The sequence below is a fragment of the Hymenobacter radiodurans genome, assembly GCF_004355185.1.
GTDB lineage: Bacteria > Bacteroidota > Bacteroidia > Cytophagales > Hymenobacteraceae > Hymenobacter > Hymenobacter radiodurans.
The window spans coordinates 3,422,473-3,435,832 of record NZ_CP037922.1 but is presented as its reverse complement, the minus strand read 5'-3'; the positions used below and the strand labels follow the sequence as shown (position 1 = coordinate 3,435,832).

The window sequence follows — 13,360 nt, the reverse complement described above, 5'->3', positions numbered from 1 at the left end:
CCCTCGCCCATGCTTTATTACCTCTTTACGTACCTCAGTGAGCACTACAATCTGCCTGGGGCGGGCGTGTTTCAATTTATCTCGTTTCGGGCGGCTATGGCCGTTATTACTTCCCTGCTTATTGCGCAGGTTTTTGGTAAAAGCCTGATTCGAATTTTGCAGAAAAAGCAGGTGGGCGAAAGTATCCGTGACTTGGGTTTGCAAGGACAACTGGAGAAGAAAGGCACCCCAACTATGGGTGGCCTGATTATCATCCTGGCCATTTTGGTGCCCGTGCTGCTGTTTGCCAAGCTCGACAATATCTACATCGTGCTGATGCTGCTGAGTACGGTTTGGCTGGGGCTGATCGGGTTTCTTGACGACTATATAAAGGTCTTCCAGAAGAATAAAGAAGGCTTGAGCGGACGCTTCAAAGTGCTGGGTCAGATAGGTTTGGGTATTACAGTAGGCTGGGTACTGTTCTTCAGCAACGATGTAACAGTCCGCCAATACTTGCTGCCCAACGGGCAGCTTTCCGCTGTTGATGCCAGCACCGTGTATCAGGATGTGAAGCTGATGATTACCACGATTCCTTTTGCCAAAAACAACGAGCTGAACTACGGCAACCTGTTTGCCTACGCCGGCCCCTACTTCAATGGCCTCTACAGCTTCCTGTACATTCCCATCGTTATCCTCATCATCACGGCCGTGAGCAACGGTGCCAACATCACCGACGGCCTCGACGGCTTGGCGGCGGGCACGTCGGCTATCATTGGTATCACGCTAGCCATTTTCGCCTTCGTGAGTGGTAACGCGCTGCTGGCTGACTACCTGGACATTATGTTCATCCCGAACTCGGGTGAGCTGGTAATATTCTGTACGGCCTTCGTGGGAGCCTGCGTAGGTTTCTTGTGGTATAACAGCTACCCAGCCCAGGTTTTTATGGGCGACACAGGCTCATTGGCTATTGGCGGCATCATTGCGGTGCTGGCGCTTATTATTCGTAAAGAATTGTTGATTCCGGTGTTGTGTGGGGTGTTTTTGATTGAAAACCTCTCGGTAATCGTGCAGGTAAGCTACTTCAAATACACGCGCCGCAAGTATGGAGAAGGTCGCCGCTTGCTACGCATGTCCCCTTTGCACCACCACTACCAAAAGCTTGGCTACCACGAATCCAAAATCGTGTCGCGTTTCTGGATTGTGGGCATTATGCTGGCCGTCTTCACCCTGGTAACCCTCAAACTTCGCTAAAAGCTATTCTGCGGTGTTTGACCACATCACGAGATACTCAAGTTTATAAGTCATGCAAATAGTCATTCTCGGAGCAGCAGAAAGTGGGGTAGGGGCGGCGCTGTTGGCGCAAGCTAAAGGCCACGCCGTTTTCGTGTCCGATGGTGGCTCTATTAAGCCTGCTTATAAGCAGAAGCTGACCCAAGCCGGCATTCGCTTCGAGGAAAATCAGCATACGCTGGATGAAATCCTGCGCGCCGACGAAGTAGTGAAAAGCCCCGGCATTCCGGAAAAAGCGCCCATCATTCAAGCTCTACGCGCGAAAGGCACGCCTATTATCTCCGAAATCGAGCTAGCAGGCCGCTATACGCAGGCCAAGTGTATCTGCATTACCGGCACGAATGGCAAAACGACCACCACGCTGCTTACCTATCATTTGCTAAAGGAAGCTGGCATGAGTGTGGGGCTAGCCGGCAATGTGGGCTACAGTCTCGCTGAGCAGGTTATTGAAGATAAGCACGACTATTATGTGGTGGAACTGAGCAGCTTTCAGCTCGACGATACCCACAATTTTGCCCCCTGGTTGGCCATCCTGCTCAATATTACGCCCGACCACCTCGACCGGTACGGCTACAGCCTTGAAAACTATGCGGCGGCCAAAATGCGCGTTGCCCGCAACGTAAGCGGTTGTTTTATCTATAATGCCGGTGACCCCGAAACGCGCAAAGCAGTAGCAGCTTCAGGGGCTGAAAAAAATGCCTTGGCATTTGATCAGCAATTCGACGGCCATACGGGCGAAAACTTAGCCGCATGGTACGGACAAGATGGAACGTTGCAGCTGCATTTGCCCGAATGGGCGCAAAGTCGGGTTGATAGCGTCAATGTTGCCAACTCGCCCCTAATTGGGCAACATAATCAGCAGAATATGGCGGCGGCTATCCTGGCGGCTCGCGTTGTTGGGCTATCGCCGGAGCAAATTGAGCAGGGCTTGGTTTCCTTCAAAAATGCCCCCCACCGTCTGCAATTGGTAGGGGAGGTCAACGGCGTTAAGTTTATCAACGATAGCAAAGCTACCAACGTGGAAGCGGCATGGTTTGCCCTCGATGGTGTACAGCAGCCCATCGTCTGGATTGCCGGCGGTACGGATAAGGGCAACGACTATACTTCCTTGCTGCCGCTGGCCAAGCAAAAAGCGAAAGCATTGATTTGCCTCGGCGTGGATAATGAAAAGCTGAAGGCCAGCTTCGGTATCGTTGTCCCACACCTAGAGGAAACCCAAAGCGTAGAAACAGCCGTGCGTCGTGCCGCTGAGTTGGCCGCACCCGGCGACGTGGTGCTGCTTTCACCAGCCTGCGCCAGCTTCGATCTATTCAAAAACTACGAAGACCGTGGGCAGCAATTTGCCGCTGCTGTGGAAAAATTGTCCCAAGAAAAATCAGTACCATCAGCCTAATCTGCGATTTATGGAACCCGTAAAACTCTGGCTGCAACGCAACCTCAAAGGCGACCCCATTTTGTGGGGTATCGTGCTGCTGTTTTCCTTTATCAGCATTGCGGTGGTGTACTCGGCTACGGGTACGCTGGCTTACAAAAAGATGGGGGGCAATACGGAGTATTTCCTGATTAAGCACACGGGCCTGATCTTCGTGGGCTTGGCCTTCATGTGGCTGGCGCACCGCATCGATTATCGCTACTACTCGCGCCTGTCGCTGTACGCGCTATTGCTATCGGTGCCGCTGTTGCTGTTCACCTATTTCATGGGCTCGAATATCAACGAGGCGTCGCGGTGGCTTACAATTCCGGTCATCAACCAAACCTTCCAGCCCTCCGACTTAGCCAAACTGGCGCTGATTTCGCACTTGGCGAGTATGCTTAGCCGTCGGCAGCAGCACGTGCAGGATTTCAAAACGACGTTGCTACCGGTAATGCTATGGGTGGGTTTGATCTGCGGCATTATCATCATGAGTAATGCCTCTACGGCGCTGTTGTTATTTGCCACCTGTTTGCTGCTCATGTTTATTGGTCGGGTACCACTCAAGCAAATGGCCGTGATGGTACTTATCGGTGCGGTGGTAGGCGGCATTGGTCTATCCTCCGGTCAGCGCTACAAAACGGTACTCACCCGCATCGAAAGCTTTACCGACAAGACCAAGCCGGTGCCGTTTCAGCTGGAGCACAGCTACATCGCTATTGCTACGGGCGGTATCAGTGGAAAAGGTCCCGGCAAAAGCACCGAGCGCAACATTCTGCCCCACCCATATTCCGACTTTATCTACGCCGTTATCATTGAAGAATATGGCCTCATTGGGGGCGTAGTTGTCTTGTTTCTATATCTGGCCTTCCTCTATCGGGGTCTGAACACCGTTATTCATAGCTACGGCGCCTTTGGGGGCTTTTATCGGCAGGGCTAACCTTTAGTTTGGTCTTGCAGGCGATGGTAAATATGGGCGTGGCCGTAGGGCTAGGGCCCATCACTGGTTTGCCGCTGCCGCTGCTCAGCATGGGTGGTACCTCCTTGATTTTCACGGGTATCAGCATTGGTATTATTCTGAGCGTCAGCCGTGGCGAGCGTGAAATACGCCCCATGACGGGCGAGCCAGAGGATACCGCTCGCATTCCGAAGAAAACTGCATACGCTTAAAAAACAGACTTTAACCACTCAACAGTCCGCACAGCTCAAGCTTACATGCCCAAGTCGAATCTCCAGTTTATTTCTTCGCATCCCGAGCCTTACCGCATTATTATTAGCGGTGGGGGCACGGGTGGGCATATATTTCCGGCGGTAGCCATTGCTAACGAGCTGCGCCGTCGTCAGCCCGAGGCTGAAATCCTGTTTGTCGGCGCCAACGGCCGGATGGAGATGACCCGGGTGCCCGAGGCCGGCTACGACATTGTAGGCCTTGATATTAGTGGCTTACAGCGCCGCCTGACTCCCCAGAATCTGCTATTTCCGTTGCGCGTGATTCGGAGTGTGAAGCGAGCGGGCAAAATTATCGAGAAATTTCGCCCCGAAGCCGTTGTGGGCGTAGGTGGCTACGCTTCGGCTCCTATTCTATTGGCCGCGGCTTCGCGAGGAATTCCAGCCCTTATTCAGGAACAGAATTCCTACGCTGGCCTAGTTAATAAACTGCTGAGTCGGCGCGTAAATCGTATTTGTGTGGCTTATGAGGGCATGGAAAAGTTTTTCCCTAAGGATAAGCTCGTTCTTACTGGTAACCCAGTCCGCACCGAAATTGCTTCTGGCGACCGTACCGAAGCACTGAAGTTTTTCGGGCTTTCACCTGACAAGAAAACCCTACTTGTAATTGGCGGCAGCCTCGGAGCCCGCACCTTGAACGAAGCCACTGCTGCGGCACTTTCGCGCCTGAAAGCGGCTGGAGTTCAGTTGCTGTGGCAAACAGGTAAGCTCTACTACCCTAAAGCGCAGGAAGAAGCTGCGCCATTCGCCGCAGATGGCATTCGGGCATTAGAATTCGTACAGCGCATGGACCTGGCTTATGCCGCCGCCGACGTAGTGGTTTCGCGGGCGGGCGCTTTGTCCGTTTCGGAACTGTGCCTTACTGGCAAGCCTAGTTTACTGGTGCCATCGCCCAACGTGGCCGAAGATCATCAGACCAAAAACGCCTTGGCCTTGGTTCGCCATCAAGCCGCTCTACTCGTTCCGGATGCGGAAGCGCCCGCTCGCCTGTATGATGAGGCCCTAAGCCTGCTAGCCGATGAGCCGCGCCAATTGAAGCTAAGTACCAACGTGCGCCAGCTTGCCCGCCCCGACGCGACGGCTGCCATTGTAGATGAACTCCTCACTATCATGGACCGCCGATGAATCCTGTAGCCGCATTTCCTTACGTCTACTTTCTGGGCATCGGTGGCATTGGTATGTCGGCGCTGGCTCGGTGGTTTCAAGCCAATGGCCACCAAGTAAGCGGTTACGACCGCACGCCAACGCCGCTAACGGAAGCGTTAGCCGCTGAAGGTATTGCCGTGCATTACGCGGATGCAGTCGAGAATATTCCGGTTGAGGTACGCGAAAATGCCCCCCAGACACTGGTAGTGCTCACGCCAGCTATTCCCGCTGGCCATCAGGAGTGGGCATGGCTGCGCGAGCAGGGCTACGATATTCGTAAGCGCAGCCAAGTGCTGGGTCTTCTTACCCAAGGCCAACGCACCATTGCTGTAGCTGGCACTCACGGCAAAACTACCACCTCGTCCATGGTGGCGCACTTGCTTCACCACGCGGGCGTCGATTGCTCAGCCTTCCTGGGGGGCATTTCTGTGAACCTTGGGTCAAATCTTCTATTAAATACCGGCACGGACGCGGGCGCTAAGCCTGTAGTAGTGGAGGCTGATGAGTATGACCGCAGCTTCCTAACCTTGCACCCCGATGTAGCTATCGTGACCAGCACAGATGCCGACCACCTCGATATTTATGGTACACAGGATGCGCTGATTGAGTCCTTCCGGCAGTTTGTGGGGCAATTAAAGCCGGGTGGCACGCTTCTGCTTAACTATACTGCCGATGCAAGTGTGGCCGCTGCGGTACCCACTGGCGTGCAGGTCGTTCATTATGGCTTAGAAGCAGCGCAGGGGGGAAATCTGCATGCTGCCAACGTAACGGCTCACGGACACGAGTTTCGCTTCGATGTACATAGCCCCCTCGGCAACCTAACTAACTTGCAGCTAACTGTGCCCGGCTTTCACAACGTGGAAAATATGCTGGGGGCCATTTTTGCGGCCCAGCTGGAAGGCGTAACCGCTGAAAAACTGGCCACTGCGGTAGCGGCGTATCGGGGCGTGAAGCGTCGCTTTGAATTTATCGTCACCACAAAAAACAAGGTGTATGTTGACGATTATGCCCATCACCCACGCGAAATAGAGGCTTTCCTTCGTTCCCTACGTGCGTTGTACCCGCAGAAACGCCTGCGCGTCATCTTCCAACCCCACCTTTTCACCCGCACCCGCGACTTCGCGCTAGGCTTCGCTGAGAGCTTAAGTCTGGCCGATGAAGTGGTGCTGCTCGACATCTATCCCGCTCGTGAACTGCCGATTAGTGGCGTTACCTCCGAGCTGATTTTATCTCAACTAACAGCTTCAAAAAAGTCTTTGCAAACCAAGGAACAAGTCGTGGCGGCCGCCGCTGTCGACGATGATTTTGATGTGCTGGCTACCGTTGGGGCCGGTGATATTGATCAATTGGTGCCTCAGCTGCGAACCATTTTAACCAGCCGCTGGCATGAAACTCAAGCCTAACGCCAAAAATTATTTGTTTGCAGCGGCTTGCCTGTTGCTGCTCATCGGCTTGGCCGTGTTTGCTGGCCTGCGCCAAGCAAACCGCCCTGTTGGTCAGGTTATCGTGACCATCAGCAATGAGTTCAATAACTATTTCATTAGCGAGCAGGAAGTAACCGCTCTGCTCACGCGCAATGGCTATCAACGCCTGGAGGGCGCGCGCCCCGAAGACCTCAACTTGAAAGCCCTTGAAGCCCGCCTCAAGTCTCATAGTTTTGTGCGCGAAGTCGAGGTGTACCGTGACCTAGCCGGTAACCTGCACGCCGACGTGCGCCAGAATCGTCCCATAGCCCGCCTAGTACATGCTGACACCCGCCGCGACAGCTACCTCGATGCTGAAGGGCATGAGTTACCGCTATCGCCATTGTTCACGGCTCGCGTGGTGCCCGTAGCTCGTCAGGGGGGCACTCCTATTCCGGCTACGTTTTTTCGCGACTCTACCGGCCGCCGTTACCTCGAAGTGTTGCGCTACATCGACGAGCACCCCTTTTGGCGGGCTCAGGTAGCCGAAGTATTTATTGGGCCAAATGGCAAGATTGCTTTCACCCAACAAATAGGAGATCAACGAGTAGAATTTGGGTTTCCAGAGAATATTTCAGAAAAATTCGCGAAACTAATGGTATTTTACCGGCAAATTCCACCAGTTTTAGGATGGGATACATACCACCGCGTCAATGTTGAGTTTAAAGACCAGATCATTTGCGAATAACTATACACTCTCTGTAACGTCTAAAAAGGGCCTTAAATCGTCCTAAATAGCGTTTTTTTAGATACATACCGCAACTTCCCGCAAACCCTGCCAGTACCTACCCCATGCAAAACGATAAAATTGTAGTCGGCCTCGACATCGGCACCACCAAAATCTGCGTCCTGGTAGGGCGCAAAAATGAGTTTGGCAAACTTGAGATCCTTGGCATGGGTAAAGCCGTGTCAGAAGGTGTAGTGCGCGGTATTGTGTCCAATATTGACAAAACTGTAGACGCTATTAAGAAGGCTATTCGGCAGGCTGAAGAACAATCGGGCATCAATATCGGCGTGGTGAACGTCGGGATTGCTGGCCAGCATATCAAGAGCTTACAGCATAACGGCAGCATCACGCGGGCCTCGCAGGATAGTGAGATTACCGTCGATGACGTGAACCGCCTGACCAACGATATGTACCGCCTGGTAACTCCGCCCGGCTCCGAGATCATCCACGTAATGCCCCAAGACTACAAGGTGGATTACGAGGAAGGCATCATGGATCCAGTGGGCATGTCGGGCGTACGGTTGGAAGGCAACTTTCACATCATTACTGCTCAGAGCACGGCCATCAACAACATCAACAAGTGTGTTACCAAGGCCGGGCTAGAAATCGATAATCTGATTCTGGAGCCGCTGGCGTCGAGCATGTCGGTGCTGAGCGACGAGGAAAAAGAAGCTGGTGTAGCGCTGATTGATATCGGGGGCGGTACTACCGACTTGGCTATCTTTAAAGATGGCATCATTCGTCACGCGGCGGTGCTGCCTTTCGGCGGCAACATCGTGACTTCTGATATCAAGCAGGGCTGCTTAGTGATGCAGAACCAGGCTGAGCAGTTGAAAGTAAAGTTTGGGAAAGCCATTGCTGAGGAAGCTTCTGATTACGAAATCGTAAGCATTCCTGGTCTGCGCGACCGGGCTCCTAAGGAGATTTCTCTGAAGAACCTTGCTCACATCATTGAGGCTCGGATGGAAGAAATCGTGGAGCTAGTGTACGCCGAGATTCAGCGTACCGGCCACGCCGATAAGCTGGCCGCTGGTATCGTGCTGACTGGTGGTGGTTCACAGCTGCAAAACCTCGTGCAGCTAACGGAGTACGTAACTGGACTTGATACCCGTATTGGCTACCCCAACGAACACTTAGGCAAGAGCCGTATTGAAGCTGTAAAGTCGCCGATGTACGCTACCACTGTAGGCTTGGTGTTGGCCGGCTACCGTTCCATTGATGAGCGCGTAAACCGCAGCTACGAGCCAGAAGAGCAAGTGTATCGTCCGGCCGCCCCAGAGCCGCGCATGGAAATGCCAGTTGCTCCCGCTGCTACCCAAAAAGCCCCCCAAGCGCCTGCACCACCTAAAAAGCCTTCTGGTGCCGGCAAGTTCTTTCAGGATATCATCAGCCGCACCAAAGGTCTGTTGATCGACGATTTTGACGATAAGCAATACTAAATGAGTGGATGGGTGAATGAGCGAATGGCTGACTGTTTACATCAAACAAACGCCAATTCCCTTGTTCACCCATTCGCCCATTCACCCATTTAGACTCCACCTCATGAATTATAAATTCGATATTCCTTCCACCTCTAAGTCTATCATCAAGGTAATTGGTGTTGGCGGCGGTGGTTCCAATGCCGTGAACCACATGTTCAGCCAAGGCATAAAGGACGTAGAGTTCGTTATCTGCAATACGGATAAGCAGGCGCTGCACAGCAGCACCGTGCCTACCAAATTACAGATCGGCGTTGACCTTACGGAAGGCCTTGGCGCTGGCGCTAACCCGGAGCGCGGTAAGCAAGCCGCTATTGAGAGCCGCGAGCAGATTCGGGAGCTACTTAGCAATGGTACACGCATGGTATTTATCACGGCTGGTATGGGCGGTGGTACTGGCACCGGCGCTGCGCCTGTTATTGCCAAAGTGGCCAAGGAGCTAGGCATTCTGACCGTAGGTATCGTAACCGCACCTTTCCTGTTTGAGGGTAAAAAGAAGCGTCAGCAGGCTGAACACGGCATTAAGGAGCTGAGCGAGAACTGCGACACAGTGCTCGTTATTCTTAACGATAAGCTGCGCGAGATCTTTGGCAACTTACCTATCCGGGCGGCTTTCGCGAAAGCGGATAATGTGCTGAGCACGGCCGCCAAGAGTATTGCCGAAATCATCACGGTAACCAGCGAGGTAAACGTAGACTTTGAAGACGTGAAAACCGTCATGAAAGACTCGGGTGCGGCCGTGATGGGCAGCAGCATTACCGATGGTGAAAACCGCGCTCAGCGCGCCGCCGAGGAGGCTCTGGCCTCGCCGCTGCTCAACAACACCGACATTCATGGTGCGCAGAAAATTCTGCTCAGCATCATGTCGGGTGATCAGGCAGAGCTGGAAATGGATGAGCTGACCGAGATTACGGAGTACATCCAAGATAAAGCCGGCCAGGACGCTGAAGTTATTTTCGGCCACGGCATCGATTCTACTTTGGGGCAGAGCATCCGCGTGACGGTTATTGCTACGGGTTTTGCCCGTGATGCTCACACTATCAACACGGGTTTCGTTAACAACAAGGTTGCTGAAGAGCAAGAGCCTGATCCGCAGATCAATTTGTTCGACAAGGACCGTCAGGAAGCGCCCGCTGCGCCTATGGTTCCTACGTTTGGCACGCTGGCTCCTGCGCCCACACCCGCGCCCGCGCCTGCTTCGGTAGAACCACCCAAGGTGACTTTTGATCTGGAAACGTCGGTTTCAAACTATGTGCCGCCCGTGGCTGCGCCTTCGTCGCCGGCTCCAGAATTGGTAGCTGTGCAGCAGCCCGCACCGCAGCCCCAGCAGCATGCTGCGCCGCGTCCTACACTGGATGCCCGCGCAGAAGAACGCCGTCGGCGCCTTCAGGACTTAAGCAATGGGTTAACCAATGATGCCATCAAAGATCAGCTGGAAACGCCTGCTTACTTGCGTCGTCACGTTAAGCTGGAAAATGTGACGCCATCGAATGAGCGCGACATCTCCCGCTTCAATCTGTCGGACGATAATGAACTGCTGGGCGACAATCGGTTTCTGCATGATAACGTAGATTAGATTTCACTTAACAGATTTAAAAAAGGCAGAAGCCGCCGGAGACTCTCCGGCGGCTTCTGCCTTTTTTATGCTTACCACTTTACTGAGGTCGAGCAAGCGTGTCGACTACAGATGAATCTTGCCGAATCGGATCTGCCTGCTCCCTATCAGGACTGAGCGTCCGCGAGCCGGAAGAACTTGTCGTGCTGCACGCTCCTAGCAAAGAAATAGCGGCCAACGTAAGTGGGAAAAACAGCTTTTTCATCGCTGGGGGGCTTTTTTAGTCGCCAAAAGTTAGCTGAAACGTGAGTGGCTTGGTTGCTGTGAAAACAATAACGATAACAAAAAGAAGCAGGTGGGTGCGCGCATCCACCTGCTTCTTTTTGCTTACTGCTGCCCCTGTCCCTGAGAGTCGCCGCCCGACTTCTGGTCGTCGTTGCGGATACTCTTTTTGGGCCGGCCGGCGCTGCCATCCATTTTACCAAACTGATAGTTGAAGCTCACGCGCACGCCGCGGTTGTAGTTGTAGTTGTTGCTGCGGGAGGTAAAGCGAGCCGCGTCCAGCTCATTACGGAAGCGAATCGTGCGGTTGAATGGATTGTCCAGGCCTAAGCTTATACTGCCTTTCTTCTTGAAAAGCTCTTTTTTGGCTGCAATGCTATAGTACTGGTAAGCCGAGGTGCGACCTTGCAGCTGCACGCGAGGAGAGTTAAGAAAACCGGAAAACTGCGCACTGTAACCTTTGTCGAATTGATACGACGACGAAATATTAGCGTTATACATCACGCCGCTGTTGCTAGTATTCAAGCTCTGGCTTTTGAGCGTTACATAATAAGTGTTCACGTTGCCATTCACGGTCCACTTATCCGTCAGCTTTGTCGAGCCAAATAAGCTCATGCCATACGTAGCGTTGCGGGCTACGTTCTGGAAAGTGGTATAGATTACCTCCGCTTCGGTATCGTCGGTTTCAATCAGCGTGTTCAGTGGAACAAGGCGCGAGACGCTCTCGATAGCGTTGTTGGTGCGGCGGGAGTAGAGCGAGAAATTGAGGTTGCTCTTTTTGATATACGTGCTGTATCCCAGTTCGTAGGAATCGGTCAGCTCGGCGTCCAAATTGGGGTTGCCGGACGAGAAGATGCGAGGGTCGCTGGTGTTCAGATAGGGGTTCAGGAAGTAGATATTAGGGCGCTGCACACGCCGCGTATAGCTCACCTTTAGCTTCTGGCTTTTATCCTTGCCAAAGTCGCGGGAGGCTACAACGCTGGGAATAAAGTTGGTGTACTGCTGGCTAATTTCGGTGTCGTTGGAGAAGAAGTCACCGCCGATGCGGGTGTGCTCCACGCGGGCGCCCACCTTGAAGCTGTATACTTTTTGCAAGCTAAAGCCGTAGGTGCCGTAGCCCGAGTACACGTCCTGATTATAGCGAAACTGGTTGGTACGGTCGGGGAGAAGCAGGAAGCCGCGGCCATCCAAGCTATCCGCTTCGATTTGATAATCGGTATTTACCTGGCGCAGGATGGATTTTGCTCCTAGCTCCAGCGTGCTGGTGCTGTCGATGGGTTGCACGAGATCGGCCTGGAAGGTGGCCTCACGGTTGCGGCTGTCGTTGAAGCTTTGCTCGCGGTAGTCTGGTCCGAGAAGCTCGGGCCGGAACTGGTCGAGGTCATACTCATTCATGCCCTTATTGACGCTATAAAGAGCCAAAACGCTGAACTCCTGGCGTGGCTTAGCTAGCGTTTTAGTGTAGCCAAAGTTCAGATCGAGGTTGCGGTTTTGGTTATCGACTTCAATATCCCGGCTGTAAATATCAGCGCCAGCATTGGTAATGTACTCCGAGTTTAGCGTGCGGGGGGCATTAAAGCGAAACAGGTTACCGCGGGCACTGATATTGAAGGCGTCTTTGGGCGTAAGGTCGTAATCGGCGCCAACTTGGCCATAAAGGCCGCCACCGAGGGTACGATTCGTGCTGAGTTGGGTCAGCGTCGCTATGGTTGTGGCGCCTTCAAAGTCGCGGCGGAAGGTTTCGCCCCGGCCGCGGTTATAAAAGCCAAAGGAGCCTAGGTTCGCATTTACGCCTACTTTTCCTTTGCGCGCATTCAGACTGGTGTTCAGGTTGCTGGAGCGCGTACCGGCTGATACGTTCACGGAGCCGTTTACACCGGCTAGGTCGTTTTTCTTTAAAATAATGTTAATAATGCCCCCCGTGCCTTCCGCATCATACTTAGCCGAAGGCGAGGTAATAACTTCCACGGTTTTGATCTGATCGGCCGGAATCTGACGCAGTGCATCGGCTACTGATGAGGCTACGATGGTGCTGGGCTTGTTATTGATGAGCACGCGCACATTGGACGAGCCGCGCAACTCCACGTTGCCATCAAGGTCGACGGCCAGCAATGGCACTTTTTTGAGCACGTCAGCCGCCGTGCCACCGCTGTTTGTGATGTCCTTGTCGGCGTTATAAACGATGCGGTCGACTTTGTTTTCCACTAACTCCCGCTCACCCGTCACCTTCACTTCACCAAGCTGTTGCGTAGTAGCAGCGAGCGAAATACCCCCCAGATTCACGTCGCCGTCGGCAAGGCGCACATTATCCAGCACCTTGGTCTGGTAGCCTACAAAGCTGATACTGACCTTATAGGTGCCAGGAGCCAATTTGCTGAAGGCAAACTTGCCTTTTTCGTCGCAGATGCCCCCATCCACAGCTTTGTCGGTGGTTTGGTCGAGCAGTGCAACGGTCGCATACTCCACAGGTTGCCCGGTTTTGCTATCCGTTACGGTGCCGCTGAGGCCGGCGGTGCCACGCGGGGGAGTTGGTTGCGTAACCAACGCAGGCCGCTGGGTAGGGGTAGAAGGAGAAGCTGGAGCCGTTTGGGCAAGAGTGTGAAAGGACAGACCGAGTCCGGCCAGCAACAATGGTAATGTGTGTTTCATGAAGCGAAGGTAGAAGCGACCAAGGGCGCTTGTCTTGTTTTTTCGACTAATGGAGGCCAGATGGGGCCAAAACCCGGAATTCCCGGGCGGTTAGCATAAGTGCTTTGGAGATAGTAAGTAAAAAGAATACAGCGCAGACTGGAGGAGAGCAAC

The 13,360-nt window shown here is 53.4% G+C and carries 8 protein-coding genes and 1 pseudogene; 8 read left to right on the top strand and 1 reads right to left on the bottom strand.

The features are described from left to right. The first annotated feature begins 9 nt into the window (after positions 1-9). From mraY to ftsZ, 8 genes and pseudogenes are all read left to right on the top strand, one after another. Complete coding sequence (gene mraY, locus EPD59_RS15705) at positions 10-1,230, top strand: phospho-N-acetylmuramoyl-pentapeptide-transferase (RefSeq protein WP_133273611.1); 1,221 nt, start codon at positions 10-12, stop codon at positions 1,228-1,230. A 52-nt stretch (positions 1,231-1,282) separates the two neighbouring features. Beyond that, entirely contained in the window at positions 1,283-2,662 is a 1,380-nt protein-coding gene (gene murD, locus EPD59_RS15700; protein WP_133273610.1) for a UDP-N-acetylmuramoyl-L-alanine--D-glutamate ligase, read from the top strand. Positions 2,663-2,672: 10 nt separating this feature from the next. Continuing rightward, positions 2,673-3,850: pseudogene (locus EPD59_RS15695) on the top strand (FtsW/RodA/SpoVE family cell cycle protein). Between the two features lie 45 nt (positions 3,851-3,895). After that, positions 3,896-5,032 carry an undecaprenyldiphospho-muramoylpentapeptide beta-N-acetylglucosaminyltransferase gene (gene murG, locus EPD59_RS15690; RefSeq protein ID WP_133273609.1) on the top strand — a complete coding sequence of 379 codons (1,137 nt, stop codon included), beginning with the start codon at positions 3,896-3,898 and terminating at the stop codon, positions 5,030-5,032. Next, entirely contained in the window at positions 5,029-6,456 is a 1,428-nt protein-coding gene (gene murC, locus EPD59_RS15685) for a UDP-N-acetylmuramate--L-alanine ligase (RefSeq protein WP_133273608.1), read from the top strand. Before murG ends, murC begins: the two co-directional genes overlap by 4 nt. Continuing rightward, positions 6,440-7,204, top strand: coding sequence for a cell division protein FtsQ/DivIB (locus EPD59_RS15680; protein ID WP_133273607.1), 765 nt, complete (start codon positions 6,440-6,442; stop codon positions 7,202-7,204). Before murC ends, EPD59_RS15680 begins: the two co-directional genes overlap by 17 nt. 104 nt (positions 7,205-7,308) lie before the next feature. Next, positions 7,309-8,682: a cell division protein FtsA gene (gene ftsA, locus EPD59_RS15675; RefSeq protein WP_133273606.1), complete on the top strand. Its 1,374-nt coding sequence runs from the start codon at positions 7,309-7,311 to the stop codon at positions 8,680-8,682. 103 nt (positions 8,683-8,785) lie between these two features. Further along, the gene (ftsZ, locus tag EPD59_RS15670; protein WP_133273605.1) at positions 8,786-10,297 is read left to right on the top strand and encodes a cell division protein FtsZ; all 1,512 of its coding nucleotides are present in this window, start codon (positions 8,786-8,788) and stop codon (positions 10,295-10,297) included. 366 nt (positions 10,298-10,663) lie between these two features. Here the strand turns inward: ftsZ and EPD59_RS15665 are convergent, their stop codons facing one another. After that, entirely contained in the window at positions 10,664-13,207 is a 2,544-nt protein-coding gene (locus tag EPD59_RS15665) for an outer membrane beta-barrel family protein (RefSeq protein ID WP_133273604.1), read from the bottom strand. Positions 13,208-13,360: the final 153 nt, after the last annotated feature.

Excerpts from the sequence above, each read along its gene's own strand:
- mraY (WP_133273611.1), top strand. The coding sequence starts at position 10 with ATGCTTTATTACCTCTTTACGTACCTCAGTGAGCACTACAATCTGCCT.
- murD (WP_133273610.1), top strand. The coding sequence starts at position 1,283 with ATGCAAATAGTCATTCTCGGAGCAGCAGAAAGTGGGGTAGGGGCGGCG.
- murG (WP_133273609.1), top strand. The coding sequence starts at position 3,896 with ATGCCCAAGTCGAATCTCCAGTTTATTTCTTCGCATCCCGAGCCTTAC.
- murC (WP_133273608.1), top strand. The coding sequence starts at position 5,029 with ATGAATCCTGTAGCCGCATTTCCTTACGTCTACTTTCTGGGCATCGGT.
- EPD59_RS15680 (WP_133273607.1), top strand. The coding sequence starts at position 6,440 with ATGAAACTCAAGCCTAACGCCAAAAATTATTTGTTTGCAGCGGCTTGC.
- ftsA (WP_133273606.1), top strand. The coding sequence starts at position 7,309 with ATGCAAAACGATAAAATTGTAGTCGGCCTCGACATCGGCACCACCAAA.
- ftsZ (WP_133273605.1), top strand. The coding sequence starts at position 8,786 with ATGAATTATAAATTCGATATTCCTTCCACCTCTAAGTCTATCATCAAG.
- EPD59_RS15665 (WP_133273604.1), bottom strand. The coding sequence starts at position 13,207 with ATGAAACACACATTACCATTGTTGCTGGCCGGACTCGGTCTGTCCTTT.